Here is a 14,385-nt window from a genome sequence, read left to right on the forward strand (position 1 = left end):
CGGGGAGGCGGCTAAACCGTCTGACCTCCCTTGCCCCTTGAGCCAAAGAGCCGAGCCATGACCGACATCGCCGACATCGTCGCCCGCCAGATCCTCGACAGCCGGGGCAATCCGACGGTCGAGGTCGATGTCACGCTGGAAGACGGTTCTTTCGGCCGCGCCGCCGTACCGTCCGGCGCGTCTACGGGCGCGCACGAAGCGGTCGAGCTGCGTGATGGCGAAAAGGACATGTGGGGCGGCAAGGGCGTCCAGAAGGCGGTCGACGCCGTCAACGGCGAGATCTTCGACGCCCTGTCCGGCATGGACGCCGAGCAGCAGCGCCGGATCGACGAGGCGATGATCGAACTGGACGGCACGCCCAACAAGGGCCGTCTGGGCGCCAATGCGATCTTGGGCGTGTCTCTGGCGGTCGCCAAGGCCAGCGCCCTGTCGGCCAATCAGGAACTGTATCGCTATCTGGGCGGCGTTTCGGCCCGCGTCCTGCCGACCCCGATGATGAACATCATCAACGGCGGCGCCCACGCCGACAATCCGATCGACATCCAGGAGTTCATGATCCTGCCCACGGGCGCCGAGACGTTTTCGGACGCCGTGCGCATGGGCGCCGAAATCTTCCACGCCCTGAAGAAGCAACTGAAGGACGCCGGGCACAACACCAACGTCGGCGACGAGGGCGGCTTTGCGCCGAATCTGGCGTCGGCCGATGAGGCGCTGAGCTTCATCACCAAGGCGGGCCAGGCGGCGGGCTACCTCGCGGGCGAGGACTTCCACCTGGGCCTCGACGTCGCCTCGACCGAGTTCTTCAAGGACGGCAAATACGTCATGGCCGGCGAGGGCAAGACCGTCGATTCCGAAGGCATGGCCGCCTACTTGGTCGATCTATGCGAACGCTTCCCGATCGTGTCGATCGAGGACGGCATGGCCGAGGATGACTTCGACGGCTGGCGCCTGCTGACCGAGCGTCTGGGCGATCGGGTCCAACTGGTCGGCGACGATCTGTTCGTGACCAATCCGGCGCGTCTGGCTGCGGGCATCGGCGAGGGCCTGGCCAACTCGATCCTGATCAAGGTCAACCAGATCGGCACCCTGTCGGAAACCTTGGACGCCGTCGATATGGCCCACCGCGCGGGCTATACCGCCGTGATGAGCCACCGGTCGGGCGAGACCGAGGACTACACCATCGCCGACCTGGCCGTGGCGACCAACTGCGGGCAGATCAAGACCGGCTCGCTGGCCCGCTCCGACCGGGTGGCGAAGTACAACCAGTTGCTCCGCATCGAGGAAATGCTGGGCGATCAGGGCGTCTATTTCGGCGACGGCATGCTGCTGAAATAGAAAATGGAATTGTCGGCGGAGAATCAGCGTTTTCCGCCGACAATCTTACGGTCAAGCTACATTTCGTTAGGCATTTTCGGGCACGGTTTCTGAACTGTGTTTTCGCGCTCAGAAGGAGCGTCTCAAGTGCCCGAACGGATGAAACCTTACCGCCTGTCCCTCGCCCTGTTGCTGCTTCTGGCCTATCTCGGGGTGCAGGCGCTGACGGGCGAGCGCGGACTGTTGAGCGGCTCGTCTCGCGACGCCCTGCTGGGGCAACGCGAGGACCAGTTGGCGCATCTGACCGAGCAACGCCGCGATCTTGAGACTCGAGTTCGCTATCTGCGCACCGACAGCCTGTCTCGCGATCTTCTGGAAGAGCGCGCGCGCGCCGTCCTGGGGTTCTCCGACCCGCGCGACTATGTGATCCGCGTCTCGGCCCCGGCCGCCCAAGGCTGAGCGACCTTCACCACTTGAACTATTGTTACAGGGCGACCCGCACCCCTTTGCGTTACCGGAAGGAAGGCTGCTAAAGCCCCTTTCCGTAACGATAAGAAGGCGTCGGTTCTCGGCGCCTAGCCGGGAGATACCGGATGGCGAAAGCCCCAGCCAAATCCGCTCAGACGACCACGCCTGACAAACTGCCCAACACGCCGACGGCGTCCAAGGAAGACCTTCTGCGCTTCTATCGCGAGATGGTTCTGATCCGCCGTTTCGAGGAGCGTGCGGGCCAGCTCTACGGCATGGGTCTGATCGGCGGCTTCTGCCACCTTTACATCGGCCAGGAGGCCGTGGCGGTCGGCGTTCAGGAGAGCGTCAAACAAGGCCACGACAAGATCATCACCGGCTATCGCGACCACGGCCATATGCTGGCCGCCGGCATGGATCCCAAGGAAGTCATGGCCGAACTGACCGGCCGCAGCGGCGGTTCGTCCAAGGGTAAAGGCGGATCGATGCACATGTTCGACGTGCCGACCGGCTTCTACGGCGGTCATGGCATCGTCGGCGCCCAGGTGGCGCTGGGCACTGGCCTGGCCTTCGCCGGCAAGTATCGCGGCGACGACTCGGTGGCCTTCGTCTATTTCGGCGACGGCGCCTCGAACCAGGGGCAGGTGTACGAAAGCTTCAACATGGCGCAGTTGTGGAAGCTTCCGGCCATCTACATCATCGAGAACAACCAGTACGCCATGGGCACGAGCATCGAGCGCTCGTCCTCGACGACCGAACTGTATCAGCGCGGCGCCAGCTTCGGCATTCCGGGCGAGCAGGTCGACGGCATGGACGTGCTGGCCGTGCGCGACGCGGCGGCCCGTGCGGTCAAGCGCGCCCGCGAAGGCGGCGGTCCCTTCATCCTGGAAGTGAAGACCTATCGCTATCGGGGTCACTCGATGTCCGACCCGGCCAAGTACCGGACCAAGGAAGAGGTCGATGAGGTTAAGAAGACCCGCGACCCGATCGATCACCTGAAGACGCTGCTGTCGGCCGCCAATGCGACCGAGGACGAGCTCAAGGCCATCGACAACGAGATCAAGGCGATCGTCGCCGAAGCTGTTCAATTCGCCCAAGAGAGCCCGGAACCCGATCCGTCCGAGCTCTACACCGACGTCTACGTGGAGGCCTGATCCGTGACCGACATTCTGATGCCGGCGCTGTCCCCCACGATGGAAGAGGGCACGCTGACCAAGTGGCACATCAAAGCGGGCGACGCCGTGTCGGCCGGCCAGGTGATCGCCGAGATCGAAACCGACAAGGCGACGATGGAAGTCGAGGCCGTGGATGAGGGCGAAGTGCTGGAAATCCTGGTCGCCGAAGGCTCCGAGAACGTGAAGGTCAACACGCCGATCGCGCGTCTGGCCGGCGAAGACGGCGCAGCGACGCCTGCGCCCAAAGCCGCTGAAGCCGAGACGCCCAAGGCGACGGCAGAAGGCAAGACCGGCGATCCCGAAAAGGCCCCGGCTCAGGCTGCGGCGCCCAAGGTCGAACTGCGCGACCCAGAAATCCCGGCCGACGCCAAACTGGTCAAGACGACCGTGCGCGACGCCCTTCGTGACGCCATGGCCGAAGAGATGCGCCGCGACGATCGCGTCTTCCTGATCGGCGAGGAAGTCGCCCAGTATCAGGGCGCCTACAAGGTCAGCCGCGACCTGCTGCAGGAGTTCGGCGATCAGCGCGTCGTCGATACCCCGATCACCGAGCACGGCTTCGCCGGTCTGGGCGTCGGCGCCGCCATGTCGGGCCTGAAGCCGATCGTCGAGTTCATGACGTTCAACTTCGCCATGCAGGCGATCGACCACATCATCAACTCGGCCGCCAAGACGCTCTATATGTCGGGCGGCCAGATCCGCGCGCCTATCGTGTTCCGCGGTCCGAACGGCGCCGCCTCGCGCGTCGGCGCCCAGCACAGCCAGGACTATTCGGCCTGGTATGCTCAGGTGCCTGGTCTGAAGGTCATCGCACCCTATGACGCGGCCGACGCCAAGGGCCTGCTGAAGGCCGCCATCCGTGACCCGAACCCGGTCGTCTTCCTCGAACACGAGATGATGTACGGCCTGGAGTTCGATGTGCCGGAGGTCGAGGATTATGTCCTGCCAATCGGCAAGGCCAAGGTCCGCCGCGAAGGCAAGGACGTCACCATCACCGCCCACAGCCGGATGGTCGGCTTCGCCCTGCAGGCCGCCGAGAAGCTGGCCGAGGAGGGTATCGAGGCCGAGGTGATCGACCTGCGCACTCTGCGCCCCCTGGATCACGAGACCATCGTCGAGAGCGTCAAGAAGACGAACCGCCTGGTCTCTGCCGAAGAGGGCTGGGGTCCGATGGGCGTCGGCGCCGAGGTCGTGGCCCGCGTCATCGAGCACGCCTTCGATTATCTGGACGCCCCGCCGCTGCGCGTGCACCAGGAAGACGTGCCGCTGCCCTACGCCGCCAATCTGGAAGTGCTGTCGCTGCCAGGCGTGGACAAGATCATTGCGGCCGTGAAGCAGGTGATGGCATGACCGATATCCTGATGCCGGCCCTGTCTCCGACCATGGAGGAGGGCGTTCTGGCCAAGTGGCACGTCAAGGTCGGAGACGTTGTCTCCGCCGGCGACGTGATCGCCGAGATCGAAACCGACAAGGCCACGATGGAAGTCGAGGCCGTGGACGAGGGCGAAGTCACCGACATCCTGGTCGCTGAAGGCACGGAAGGCGTGAAGGTCAATACGCCCATCGCCCGCCTGAAGGACGAGAGCGGCGCGGCCGCGCCCAAGCCGGCTGAAAAAACCGCCGCCAAGACGGAGGAGGCGTCCAAGGCCGAGGCCGCTCCGGCTGCTGCCGAGGCGCCCAAGGTCACCACGCCTGCCGCTCCGGCGCCCGCCGCGCCGAAGTCGGACAGCGGAGATCGCATCTTCTCGTCGCCGCTCGCTCGACGTATCGCCGCGCAGAACGGCGTCGATCTGAAGTCGATCAAGGGCACCGGTCCCCACGGCCGCATCGTCAAACGCGACGTCGAGGCCGCCGGCAAGGCGTCGGCTCAGCCTGCGACCGCATCGTCGGCGTCGCCCGCCGCGACCGCAGCCGAGCCGCGCAAGGCGCAGTCGCTGGCGCAAATGGGCATTCCGGACGGCAGCTATGACCTGATCCCGCTGGACGGCATGAAGAAGGCGGTTGCGCGTCGCATGGTCGACAGCGTCCAGAACGTGCCTCACTTCCCGCTGTTCATCGATTGCGAAATCGACCAGCTGATGGCCGTGCGCGCCAAGGTCAACAAGATGCTGGAGCCGCAAGGGATCAAGGTTTCGGTAAACGACTTCGTCATCAAGGCCGCCGCCCTGGCCCTGAAGATGGTGCCGGAGGCCAACGCCTCCTACACGCCCGAAGGCATCGCCATGCACCACAACGCCGATGTCTCCATGGCGGTGGCGATCGACGGCGGCCTGATCACCCCGATCATCAAGAAGGCCGAAACCAAGGGTCTGGCGCAGATCGCGACCGAGTCCAAGGACCTGGCCAAGCGCGCCCGCGACCGCAAGCTGAAGCCCGAAGAGTTCCAGGGCGGCACCTTCTCGGTGTCCAATCTGGGCATGTTCGGCATCAAACAGTTTACCTCGATCATCAATGAGCCGCAGGGCTGCATCATGAGCGTGGGCGCGGGCGAGCAACGCGCGGTCGTCAAGAACGGCCAGGTCGTGCCGGCCACGGTCATGACCGTAACCCTGACCTGCGATCACCGCGTGGTGGACGGCGCGACCGGCGCCCGCTTCCTGCAGGCGTTCAAGCCGCTGATCGAAGATCCCGTCGCGATGCTGGCCTAAGGGGAGGGTGAGGTCATGACCTCGGTCTATGACTTCTCCGCCCGCGCCATCGACGGCACGGACGTTTCGCTCGATCGCTTTCGCGGTCAGGCGTTGTTGATCGTCAATACGGCGTCCAAGTGCGGCTTTACGGGGCAGTACGACGGCCTCGAAAAGCTGCACCGCGCGTTCGCCGATCAGCCGTTTGAGGTGTTGGGCTTTCCCTGCAACCAGTTCGGCGAGCAGGAGCCGGGCAAGGCGGCGGAAATCGCCGCCTTCTGCGCCACCAGTTTCGATGTGACCTTCCCCTTGTTCGACAAGGTGGAGGTCAACGGACCGAACCGACATCCGCTTTACGCCTGGTTGACCGAACAGAAGCGCGGCTTCCTGGGCTCCAAAGCCATTAAGTGGAACTTCACCAAGTTCCTGACCGACCGCGAGGGCAGGGTGATCGCCCGATACGCCCCGCAGACTGAACCTGAGGCCATCAAGGCCGACATCGAGAAGTTGATCTAATGGCTGCTGAATTCGATCTCGTCGTCATTGGCTCGGGCCCCGGCGGTTACGTCGCGGCCATTCGCGCCAGCCAGTTGGGCCTGAAGGTCGCCATCGTCGAGCGCGAGAATTTGGGCGGCGTTTGCCTGAACTGGGGCTGCATCCCGACCAAGGCCCTGCTGAAGTCGGGCGAGAAGTTCGAGAGCCTGAGCCATCTGAAGGAGTACGGCCTGTCGGCGTCGGGCGCGTCGTTCGATTTCGACGCCATCATCCAGCGCTCGCGCGGCGTGGCCAAACAGCTGAATCAGGGCGTCGGCTTCCTGATGAAGAAAAACAAGATCGAGGTGATCGAGGGGTCAGCCAAGCTGGAGAAGGGCGCCGCCGCGCCACAGGTCGTGGTCGCTCTGAAAGCAGGCGGTTCGCGCGTTTTGGAAGCTAAGTCCGTCATGCTGGCTGTCGGCGCCCGCGCTCGCGCCCTGCCGCAGATCGGGCTGGAAGCCGACGGTGATCGCATCTGGGCCTATCGCGAGGCCATGGCGCCGAAATTCATGCCCAAGTCGATTGTCGTGATCGGTTCGGGAGCCATCGGGATCGAGTTCGGCAGCTTCTATCGCGCCCTAGGCTGTGACGTGACCGTGGTCGAAGCCGTGGATCGCATCATGCCGGTCGAGGACGAAGAGGTCTCCAAGGCGGCTCAGAAGTCGTTCGAAAAGCGCGGCATGAAGTTCAAGCTGGGCGCCAAGGTCACCAAGGTCAGCAAGGACGCCAAGGGCGTGAAGGTCGCCGTGGAGATCGGCGGCAAGGCCGAGACCTTGGAGGCCGAGGTCTGCATCTCCGCCGTGGGCATCACCGCGAACACCGACGGCATCGGCCTGGAAGAACTGGGTCTGGAAATGGACCGCGGCCACGTCAAGATCGACGGCCACTGCCAGACCAACGTCAAGGGCCTGTACGCCATCGGCGACTGCGCCGGCGCGCCCTGGCTGGCGCACAAGGCGTCGCACGAAGGCATCCACGCCGCCGAACACATCGCCGGCTACAAGACCCCTAACGTCCATTCGCCCATCGCCGGCTGCACCTATGCCCAGCCGCAGGTCGCCTCGGTCGGCGTCACCGAACAGGCCGCGCGCGCCGAGAAGCGCGAAGTGAAAATCGGCCGCTTCCCGTTCCTCGTGAACGGCAAGGCGATCGCCTCGGGCGACACCGACGGCTTCGTCAAGGTGATCTTCGACGCCAAGACCGGCGCCCTGATCGGCGCCCACATGATCGGCCACGAGGTGACCGAGATGATCCAGGGCTATGTCACCGCCATCACCATGGAGGCGACGGAGGAAGACATCCACGGGATCGTCTATCCGCACCCGACGATGTCGGAGGCCATGCACGAAGCGGCGCTGGACGCCTATGGGCGTGTGATCCACATCTAAGGCAGAGACCGAAACGGCCCCGGAGTGCTCCGGGGCCGTTTCTCGTTTCAGGCAGGCGGAGTCAGCGCTTCTTGCCCAATTCCGCCGCGATATCCTTGGTCATGCGCCCAACCTTCCGGTGGGCGGCGGTGATCTGGTCCTTGGTTACGCCCCAGCGTTTCATCCAGTATTCGACCGACTGACGTTCCGACAGATCAATGCGATCCTTGTCGATGAAGCCGCGCTTGTCCTTGAGGCCCGCCATCTTTGGCTCCCATTCATTGCGTTAGAGCGCCGGGTTAGGCCTTCTCGACAAAGCTGTCGATGACGCGCTTCTCCCCGGCCTTTTCGAACTCGACCAGCAGTTTGTTGCCTTCGATGACACGCACGTTTCCGTAGCCGAACTTCTGGTGGAAGACGCGTTCGCCCTTTTTCCAGCCTGAGCCGGATTTGGGGTCGGCGGTGGCGATCAGGCGGCCGTCGCCGTCGATGACGGCCTTGCGCGCCGGGATCTTGGCCGGCGTCTGAGCGGCGGTGAAGGATTGGGCGCGTTTCCAGCCGGGGGAGGAATAACCGCTGCCAAAGGATGGCGCGTCGTCCCAGCGGCTCTTGGCCTCCTTCATGCCGGACGAAGCGCCGTAATAGCCTGTGTCGGATTGGGGATCGACGTGGGCGATAGGCAGTTCGTCGACGAAGCGGCTGGGCAGTTGCGAGGTCCAACGGCCATAGACCAGACGGTTGGCGGCGAAGCTGATCCGCGCGTCTTGCTTGGCGCGGGTGACGCCGACATAGGCCAGGCGGCGTTCCTCCTCGAGGCCCTTTTCGCCCTTTTCGTCGATGCTGCGCTGGCTGGGGAAGACGCCTTCCTCCCAGCCGGGCAGGAAGACCAGCGGGAACTCCAGCCCCTTGGCGCCGTGCAGGGTCATGATCTGCACCGCCCCGTCGCCGTTCGGATCGTCGCTGGTCGCGCGCTCCAGATCCATGACCAGGGAGACGTGCTCCAGATAGGCTTGCAGCGTCTCGAACTGCTGCATCGATTGGGTCAGTTCCTTCAGGTTCTCCAGGCGGGTCTGGCCGCTGGTGCGGTCGGCCTTCTGCATGTCGGTATAGCCGCTCTCCTCCAGCACCGTCTCCATGACCTGCCAGTGGGGCGTGGTCTCGGACAGTTGGCGCCAGCGGTCGATGTCGCGCACGAAGTTGGACAGGGCGGTGCGGGTGCGGGCCTGAAGCTCATCGGTATTGATCAGGCCCCGCACGGCGGTCAGGGCCGACAGGTCGTGTTGGCGGGCCAGTTGCAGGATTTTCTGCACGCTGGTGTCGCCGATGCCGCGTTTGGGCACATTGACGATCCTTTCGAAGGCGAGGTCGTCGTCTTCCGACAGGATCAGGCGCAGATAGGCGTGGGCGTCGCGGATCTCGGCGCGCTCGAAGAAGCGCGGCCCGCCGATGACGGTGTAAGGGATGGCCAGCATGACCAGCCGTTCCTCGAAGGCGCGCATCTGGAACGAGGCGCGGACCAGAATGGCCATGTCCTTGTATTTCAGGCCGGGTTCGCCGGCGTGGGGACGCCGCGCGGTCTCGATCTCGTCGGCGATCAGCCGGGCCTCGGCCTCGCCGTCCCAGACGCCGCGTACGCGCACCTTGTCGCCGCTGTCGTCCTCGGTCCACAGGGTCTTGCCCAGCCGGTCTCGGTTGGCGGCGATGAGGCCGGACGCCGCCCCCAGGATATGACTGGTCGAGCGATAGTTCCGCTCCAGCTTGACGATCTTGGCGCCAGGGAAGTCGCGCTCGAAGCGCAGGATGTTGTCCACCTCGGCCCCGCGCCAGCCGTAGATCGACTGATCGTCGTCGCCGACGCAGCAGACGTTGCCTGTCGAGGCCGTCAGCAGCCGCAGCCACAGATACTGGGCGACGTTGGTGTCCTGGTATTCGTCCACCAGGATGTAGCGGAACCGACGGCGATATTCCTCAGCCAGGTCCGCATGCTGCGACAGGATGGTGATGTTGTGCAGCAGCAGATCGCCAAAGTCGCAAGCGTTCAGGCTGCGCAAGCGCGCCTGATAGGCGGCGTACAGACCCTGACCCTTGCCGTTGGCGAAGTCCTCGCCGGACGGCAGCTTGTCCGGCGTCCAGCCGCGGTTCTTCCAGTGATCGATCAGGCCGGACAGCGACTTGGGCGTCCAGCGTTTGGTGTCGATATTAGCCGCTTCCAGCAGCTGTTTCAGCACTCGTTCCTGGTCGTCGGTGTCCAGGATGGTGAAGCTGGATTTCAGACCAACCAGTTCGGCGTGGCGACGCAGGATCTGGGCGGCGATGGAGTGGAAGGTGCCCAGCCAGCGCAACCCTTCGGCGGAGGGGCCGATCAGATGCGTGATCCGTTCGCGCATTTCGCGCGCGGCCTTGTTGGTGAAGGTGACGGCCAGCAGCTCCCACGGCTTCGCCCGGCCTGTCGCCAGAATGTGCGCCAGCCGTGTCGTCAGGACGCGAGTCTTGCCCGTTCCCGCGCCCGCCAGAACCAGAACCGGCCCCTCGGTCGTCTGGACCGCCTCGCGCTGCTCCGGGTTCAGCCCTCTCAGATAGTCATTCGACGCCTCGCCCTCGGGCGCGCGGGCTCGCGCCAGGTCGGAAATACGGGGGGCGGGAAGATCAGTCACAGGCGCAGAAACATCCGTCAGTCAGATTCGAAACCGGAACATAAGGGGACCGAGCGGCAATGTCAGGGCCGCCGCCACAATGAAATCTCGGAACCCGGCGGATCGACGGCCGGTTCCTAGGTGCGATGCAGCAGAACACTGACAAAGGAGACGCGGCGTCACACCGCAAACCACGCGGCAAGAAGGCCGGGTGGTGGGCCTTCGTTTTGGGCATGGTCGGAATGTTCGTGATCCTGGCGGTCTGGGTCGTGTTGGTCGAGATGGGTCAAGATCCGCAGGCCGACGTCAATTTCATCGGGCAAGCGCAATCCTCCGACGCCGGACCGCCCGAGACTACTTCAGACTATAGGTGATGGTCGTAACGACCCGGATCTTCTTGTCGATGGAGGCGGCTTCGTCGCCGGCTGCGCCATCGCGCGGCAGGATTTCGAACGAGCCCTGGGTGGCCTGACGGATCGGGCCCAAGGGCGTTCCGCTGTCCTTGGCGAACTGTTCCGCCCCGGTGCGCGCCGCCGCTGTACCCTCGGCGATCATTTGCGGGCGCACGTCGTTCAACTTGGTGAAGATATAGGACGGACCTTGGAAGTCCTGCAGCACCACGTCCTGACGCACCAGATCGTTGAGCAGTCGCGTCGTTGCCTGAACTCGGGCGACATCGCTGGTCCGCACGATCACCGTCTGAGCCAGGATGAAGCGTGGACCGCCGTTCTGGGCGGCGTATTCTCGCGACCGGGTGTCGGCCACCTCCAACCGGCCCAATTCGATGGCCTGGGCAGGGTAGCCCTGGGCGGTGAGGAAGCGGCGGACCAGCGCCAGATCGCCGTCGATCTTGGTTTGAACTTCCGAAAGGACATCGCCCGAGGCCGTGAAGCGTAGCGGCAGGACGGCAAGGTCCGCTTTTACATTGCGTTCGGACAGGCCGCGCACCGTTACGGTGCGGTCGCCGGCGCGCGCGTGAATGACGCCCTGACCGATCAGGGCGCCGGCGCCGATGAAGCCGACAGCCAGAAGACCGCCGACCACGGCGGCTGGAAGCAGACGATTGTCGAACATGGTCAGGTCTCCGTTGGATCGAAGCTACGCCGGTCTTCCATGATCCGCCACCCAGTCCAGCGCCAGCAGGCGACAGGCGGAGGCGAGGGGGCGTCGGCCGCGACTGGCGTCGATTTCAGCCAGGAGCTGGGCCTTGCTGAGGCTGCGGGCAGCCGCGATCCGGTCCAGCACGGCCCAGAATTCGGGCTCCAGCGCCACCGAGGTGGCATGGCCGGCCAGGGCGACCGAACGTTTGCTGAGGCTGCTCAACGCGCCGACTTCAGCACGATCTCGGCCGAGGCCGGCGCGCCGTTCGTCAGGATCGCGTGGCGGGTGTCCGTAACGAAGACCAGAGCGCCGGCCGCGTCTCGGATCTCGGCGCGCGCGGCATAGGTGTGGCGCGGATCGATCTGAGACGTGGGAAAGCCAAGGGTGACGCGATAGGGCGGGGCGCCGTTCAGCGGCTCGCTGGTCTCGGCGAGAACCTTGGCGGGAGCGTCGGCCAGACTGACATCCTCAACCCTGACGGTCAGGACATGGCCGGGCGGCAGCATGATCCGTTCGCGATAGGTGGCGGTCACATTTACGACCGTCGTTCCGGTCGTCATGTCCGGCGTGGCGGCGCAGGCAGCCAGGACCAGGGCTGCGGGCAGGATCAGAGGGGCGTTTCGCATGGCGATCTCCTTCGAGGCGCCCAGTGTGTCACACTCAGGCGCAAGACGTGAGGGCGCGTGGCGTTAGGGCGTGTTATGCGGGCCGTCCACCGCCGGAGATCAACCCTTGAGCCGTCCCTTTGCGATCGTCGCGATCGCCATCTGCGCCCTGATCTGGGGCACGACCTGGTACGCGATCACCCTGCAGTTGGGGCCGGTTGATTCTATCGTCTCCATCGTCTGGCGGTTTGGTCTGGCGTCGGCGGTGCTGTTCGCATTCTGCGCCGTGACGCGACGGCCGCTGCGTCTGACGCGCAGCCAGCATCTGGCCGCCATCGGCCAGGGCGCCTTCGTCTTCGCGGTCAGCTATGGCTTCGTCTATGCCGCAGAAGGGCAGGTGGCGTCGGCTGTGGTCGCGGTGATCTTCGCCGCCCTGGCCTTTGTGAACCTGATCCTGTTTCGGCTGCTGGGTGGACAGAAGGCGGCGCCAGCGGCGTGGATCGGCGCAGTACTGGGCGTCATGGGCGTCGGGGTCTTGTCCTACGGCCAGATCACCGCGGCCGGCGCTGGGCTCAATCCGGGGCTGGGCGTCCTCTTCGCGCTAACCGCTGTACTGGCTTCGGCGCTCGGCAACTGGTTCGCCTGGAAGGGACAGCAGGCGGGCGCGCCCGTTATGGCCGCCACCTCCTGGGCGATGGCTTATGGCACAGCCATGTTGGCGCTGTACGGCATGGCGACCGGCGTGACGTGGCGGATCGAGCCGACGCCGGACTATGTCCTGTCGCTGCTTTATCTCTCGCTGTTCGGGTCGGTGATCGCGTTCGGCTTGTACTTCACCATCGCGCGCCAACGCGGCTATGCCCTGGCCAGCTACATCTCGGCTTTGACGCCGCCCATCGCCATGCTGGTGTCGGTACTGTTCGAGGGCGCGCGGTTCGGCTGGAGCGCCCTGATCGGCCTGGCTCTTGTGCTGGCGGGGCAGGTCATGCTGATCCGCGCGCCCAAGGCCTGAGCCGTCAGTCGTCGGATTTCGGCTCCAGCTTCTGACCGTCCAGCTGCTTCTGGGCGCGTTGACGCTCAAGAGCGGACAGGGTCTTCTCGGCCTTGGAGCGTCCGTGCGCCACGCGGTTGGCGGCGGCCAGGGCCTTGTCTTCCGCCTTGGCGCGGGCCTTTCGCGCCCGGTTCAGATTGATGATTTCGCCCATGACTACGCCTTGGGCTTTTCCGCGGGGGGCGCATCGGACGACGGTTTCGCCGAGGGCTCGGGCGTCAGCACAGCCGGCACCTGAGACTCCGAAATCGTCGTCTGGGGGATGAAGGGCTGGTCCGCCGGGCGCTCGCCCAGCCGGGTCCAGGCATCGGCGCCGCGCCCGCGCTGACGCCCCAGTTCGAACATGGCCGTCATGGTCTCCTGATCGAACTTCAGGCTGGACGCGGCGACATTGTCTGGAATGGCCGACAGCGCCATGTCCAGCCCATTGCGCCGCGCAAACGCCGCCGTCACCGCCAGATGGATGCGCAGCGACGACTTGCTCATGCTGTCATAGGTCCGCGCCAGGATACCCGACAGGCGGCCGGGCGTGACCCCGTCGTTGCGGCCGACCTGACCGTTGACGATCACATAGAGGGCGCCGACACGCCCTTCGTCCTTTGGGCGGGTCCAAAGCATCAGGTCTTCAGGAATGGCCAGAAACGGCGTGTTGACGCCGCCGTCGACGTGCATTTCCAGAACCACCTTGTCGTCGTCCTGAAGCCCGGCGATCAGCACAGGAGGAAAGACGCCGGGAATGCTGGCTGAGGCGACCAGCACCTCCTTGAACAGTTCGCGGGCGTTCTCGTCGCCCTGGGTCGCCAAGAGACCCATGTCCCAGATGACGGTTTCCTCGCTGTCCAGATCGGTCGTCGCCACCAGCAGGCGTCGGCCCTTGGCGTGCTCGCGCGCGACGGCCTGCATCAGTTCAGGGGTGACGTTCTCGTCCACCAGATTGCGCAGGACCTGCGATGAGAACAGGCTCGGGTTCAGGAAGGCGGCGAAACTGCGCCAGCTCAGCAAATTGCTGGCGGCGCCGCTGGTGTAGGCGTGCTGAAGTTCGTCGTCCCAATCCGATCCAAGAAAGGCGAACGGAGCGGCAAGCGCCCCCGTGCTGACGCCGGTGACGACATCGAACGCGGGTCGATCGCCCTGTTCGGTCCAACCGACTAGAAGCCCGGCGCCGTAGGCCCCGTTTGCGCCGCCGCCAGACAGCGCCAGGATCGACGTCGGTTTGTCGGGCCGAAGTCGCTGACCGATTTCCTGGGTGAAGGCCTGCAGGCGCGCGCTGTCGCTGGCGCGGATGCGAGGGTCTTCCGCCTTGACAAGCGTGCCGTCAGTGATGCGGAGGGGGCCGGTCGGGCGATCCAGCGTTCCGCACGCCGACAAGGCCAAGGCCATGAGGACGCCGAACAGGCCTGATCCAATCCGCCGCATATCTTGAGTTCCGGTTCCGTGTGAACGCCGGCTTCTACCGCGTCCTTGCCAATCCTGTCATCAAGGCGATGAACAAGCGTCGCCGTTTGAAACC

At 65.0% G+C, this 14,385-nt stretch carries 16 protein-coding genes; 9 read left to right on the forward strand and 7 right to left on the reverse strand.

Annotation, left to right across the window (positions count from 1 at the left end; all coding sequences use genetic code 11):
- The first annotated feature begins 57 nt into the window (after nucleotides 1-57).
- The 7 genes from eno to lpdA all read left to right on the forward strand — a co-directional run bounded on the left by eno (nucleotide 58) and on the right by lpdA (nucleotide 7,506).
- Nucleotides 58-1,335, forward strand: a complete 1,278-nt coding sequence (gene eno / locus ABIC32_RS11455; RefSeq protein WP_199059742.1) for a phosphopyruvate hydratase — start codon at nucleotides 58-60, stop codon at nucleotides 1,333-1,335.
- Between the two features lie 138 nt (nucleotides 1,336-1,473).
- The gene (locus ABIC32_RS11460) at nucleotides 1,474-1,773 is read left to right on the forward strand and encodes an FtsB family cell division protein (protein ID WP_017504845.1); all 300 of its coding nucleotides are present in this window, start codon (nucleotides 1,474-1,476) and stop codon (nucleotides 1,771-1,773) included.
- A gap of 134 nt (nucleotides 1,774-1,907) precedes the next feature.
- Nucleotides 1,908-2,936 (forward strand): pyruvate dehydrogenase (acetyl-transferring) E1 component subunit alpha, encoded by a 1,029-nt coding sequence (pdhA, locus tag ABIC32_RS11465; RefSeq protein WP_354074250.1) that lies wholly within the window; start codon nucleotides 1,908-1,910, stop codon nucleotides 2,934-2,936.
- Nucleotides 2,937-2,939: 3 nt separating this feature from the next.
- Nucleotides 2,940-4,307 (forward strand): pyruvate dehydrogenase complex E1 component subunit beta, encoded by a 1,368-nt coding sequence (locus tag ABIC32_RS11470; RefSeq protein WP_354074251.1) that lies wholly within the window; start codon nucleotides 2,940-2,942, stop codon nucleotides 4,305-4,307.
- Nucleotides 4,304-5,605 (forward strand): pyruvate dehydrogenase complex dihydrolipoamide acetyltransferase, encoded by a 1,302-nt coding sequence (locus tag ABIC32_RS11475; protein WP_354074253.1) that lies wholly within the window; start codon nucleotides 4,304-4,306, stop codon nucleotides 5,603-5,605. Before ABIC32_RS11470 ends, ABIC32_RS11475 begins: the two co-directional genes overlap by 4 nt.
- A gap of 15 nt (nucleotides 5,606-5,620) precedes the next feature.
- Entirely contained in the window at nucleotides 5,621-6,100 is a 480-nt protein-coding gene (locus ABIC32_RS11480; protein ID WP_354074254.1) for a glutathione peroxidase, read from the forward strand.
- Nucleotides 6,100-7,506: a dihydrolipoyl dehydrogenase gene (gene lpdA / locus ABIC32_RS11485; protein ID WP_354074255.1), complete on the forward strand. Its 1,407-nt coding sequence runs from the start codon at nucleotides 6,100-6,102 to the stop codon at nucleotides 7,504-7,506. Before ABIC32_RS11480 ends, lpdA begins: the two co-directional genes overlap by 1 nt.
- A 61-nt stretch (nucleotides 7,507-7,567) precedes the next feature.
- Here lpdA and ABIC32_RS11490 read toward each other — a convergent pair whose 3' ends face one another.
- On the reverse strand, nucleotides 7,568-7,750 hold the full coding sequence (locus ABIC32_RS11490; RefSeq protein ID WP_055753752.1) for a DUF3606 domain-containing protein: 183 nt from the start codon (nucleotides 7,748-7,750) through the stop codon (nucleotides 7,568-7,570).
- Nucleotides 7,751-7,784: 34 nt separating this feature from the next.
- Nucleotides 7,785-10,139 (reverse strand): ATP-dependent helicase, encoded by a 2,355-nt coding sequence (locus tag ABIC32_RS11495; RefSeq protein ID WP_354074257.1) that lies wholly within the window; start codon nucleotides 10,137-10,139, stop codon nucleotides 7,785-7,787.
- A 125-nt stretch (nucleotides 10,140-10,264) separates the two neighbouring features.
- Between ABIC32_RS11495 and ABIC32_RS11500 the strand changes: the two genes are divergently transcribed.
- Nucleotides 10,265-10,492, forward strand: coding sequence for a hypothetical protein (locus ABIC32_RS11500; RefSeq protein ID WP_354074258.1), 228 nt, complete (start codon nucleotides 10,265-10,267; stop codon nucleotides 10,490-10,492).
- Here the strand turns inward: ABIC32_RS11500 and ABIC32_RS11505 are convergent.
- Genes ABIC32_RS11505 through ABIC32_RS11515 form a run of 3 tightly spaced genes read right to left on the reverse strand, consistent with a single transcriptional unit; the run spans nucleotide 10,473 to nucleotide 11,845 of the window.
- Nucleotides 10,473-11,192 carry an SIMPL domain-containing protein gene (locus ABIC32_RS11505; protein WP_295186203.1) on the reverse strand — a complete coding sequence of 240 codons (720 nt, stop codon included), beginning with the start codon at nucleotides 11,190-11,192 and terminating at the stop codon, nucleotides 10,473-10,475. The two genes, ABIC32_RS11500 and ABIC32_RS11505, sit on opposite strands and share 20 nt — an antisense overlap.
- 24 nt (nucleotides 11,193-11,216) lie before the next feature.
- A complete protein-coding gene (locus tag ABIC32_RS11510; protein WP_354074259.1) occupies nucleotides 11,217-11,441 on the reverse strand; it encodes a ribbon-helix-helix domain-containing protein in 225 nt (74 codons plus the stop codon).
- Nucleotides 11,438-11,845, reverse strand: a complete 408-nt coding sequence (locus tag ABIC32_RS11515; RefSeq protein ID WP_354074260.1) for a YbaY family lipoprotein — start codon at nucleotides 11,843-11,845, stop codon at nucleotides 11,438-11,440. Before ABIC32_RS11515 ends, ABIC32_RS11510 begins: the two co-directional genes overlap by 4 nt.
- 106 nt (nucleotides 11,846-11,951) lie before the next feature.
- Between ABIC32_RS11515 and ABIC32_RS11520 the strand changes: the two genes are divergently transcribed.
- Entirely contained in the window at nucleotides 11,952-12,836 is an 885-nt protein-coding gene (locus tag ABIC32_RS11520; RefSeq protein ID WP_354074261.1) for a DMT family transporter, read from the forward strand.
- Nucleotides 12,837-12,840: 4 nt separating this feature from the next.
- Here ABIC32_RS11520 and ABIC32_RS11525 read toward each other — a convergent pair whose 3' ends face one another.
- Complete coding sequence (locus ABIC32_RS11525) at nucleotides 12,841-13,029, reverse strand: DUF4169 family protein (RefSeq protein WP_354074262.1); 189 nt, start codon at nucleotides 13,027-13,029, stop codon at nucleotides 12,841-12,843.
- 2 nt (nucleotides 13,030-13,031) lie between these two features.
- On the reverse strand, nucleotides 13,032-14,291 hold the full coding sequence (locus tag ABIC32_RS11530) for a patatin-like phospholipase family protein (protein WP_354074263.1): 1,260 nt from the start codon (nucleotides 14,289-14,291) through the stop codon (nucleotides 13,032-13,034).
- Between the last annotated feature and the right edge of the window lie 94 nt (nucleotides 14,292-14,385).

The sequence above is a fragment of the Brevundimonas sp. 1080 genome, assembly GCF_040545985.1.
Classification (GTDB): domain Bacteria; phylum Pseudomonadota; class Alphaproteobacteria; order Caulobacterales; family Caulobacteraceae; genus Brevundimonas.

Coding starts and splice junctions, on each gene's coding strand:
- eno (WP_199059742.1), top strand. CDS start 58: ATGACCGACATCGCCGACATCGTCGCCCGCCAGATCCTCGACAGCCGG.
- ABIC32_RS11460 (WP_017504845.1), top strand. CDS start 1,474: ATGAAACCTTACCGCCTGTCCCTCGCCCTGTTGCTGCTTCTGGCCTAT.
- pdhA (WP_354074250.1), top strand. CDS start 1,908: ATGGCGAAAGCCCCAGCCAAATCCGCTCAGACGACCACGCCTGACAAA.
- ABIC32_RS11475 (WP_354074253.1), top strand. CDS start 4,304: ATGACCGATATCCTGATGCCGGCCCTGTCTCCGACCATGGAGGAGGGC.
- ABIC32_RS11480 (WP_354074254.1), top strand. CDS start 5,621: ATGACCTCGGTCTATGACTTCTCCGCCCGCGCCATCGACGGCACGGAC.
- lpdA (WP_354074255.1), top strand. CDS start 6,100: ATGGCTGCTGAATTCGATCTCGTCGTCATTGGCTCGGGCCCCGGCGGT.
- ABIC32_RS11490 (WP_055753752.1), bottom strand. CDS start 7,750: ATGGCGGGCCTCAAGGACAAGCGCGGCTTCATCGACAAGGATCGCATT.
- ABIC32_RS11500 (WP_354074258.1), top strand. CDS start 10,265: ATGCAGCAGAACACTGACAAAGGAGACGCGGCGTCACACCGCAAACCA.
- ABIC32_RS11505 (WP_295186203.1), bottom strand. CDS start 11,192: ATGTTCGACAATCGTCTGCTTCCAGCCGCCGTGGTCGGCGGTCTTCTG.
- ABIC32_RS11515 (WP_354074260.1), bottom strand. CDS start 11,845: ATGCGAAACGCCCCTCTGATCCTGCCCGCAGCCCTGGTCCTGGCTGCC.
- ABIC32_RS11525 (WP_354074262.1), bottom strand. CDS start 13,029: ATGGGCGAAATCATCAATCTGAACCGGGCGCGAAAGGCCCGCGCCAAG.
- ABIC32_RS11530 (WP_354074263.1), bottom strand. CDS start 14,291: ATGCGGCGGATTGGATCAGGCCTGTTCGGCGTCCTCATGGCCTTGGCC.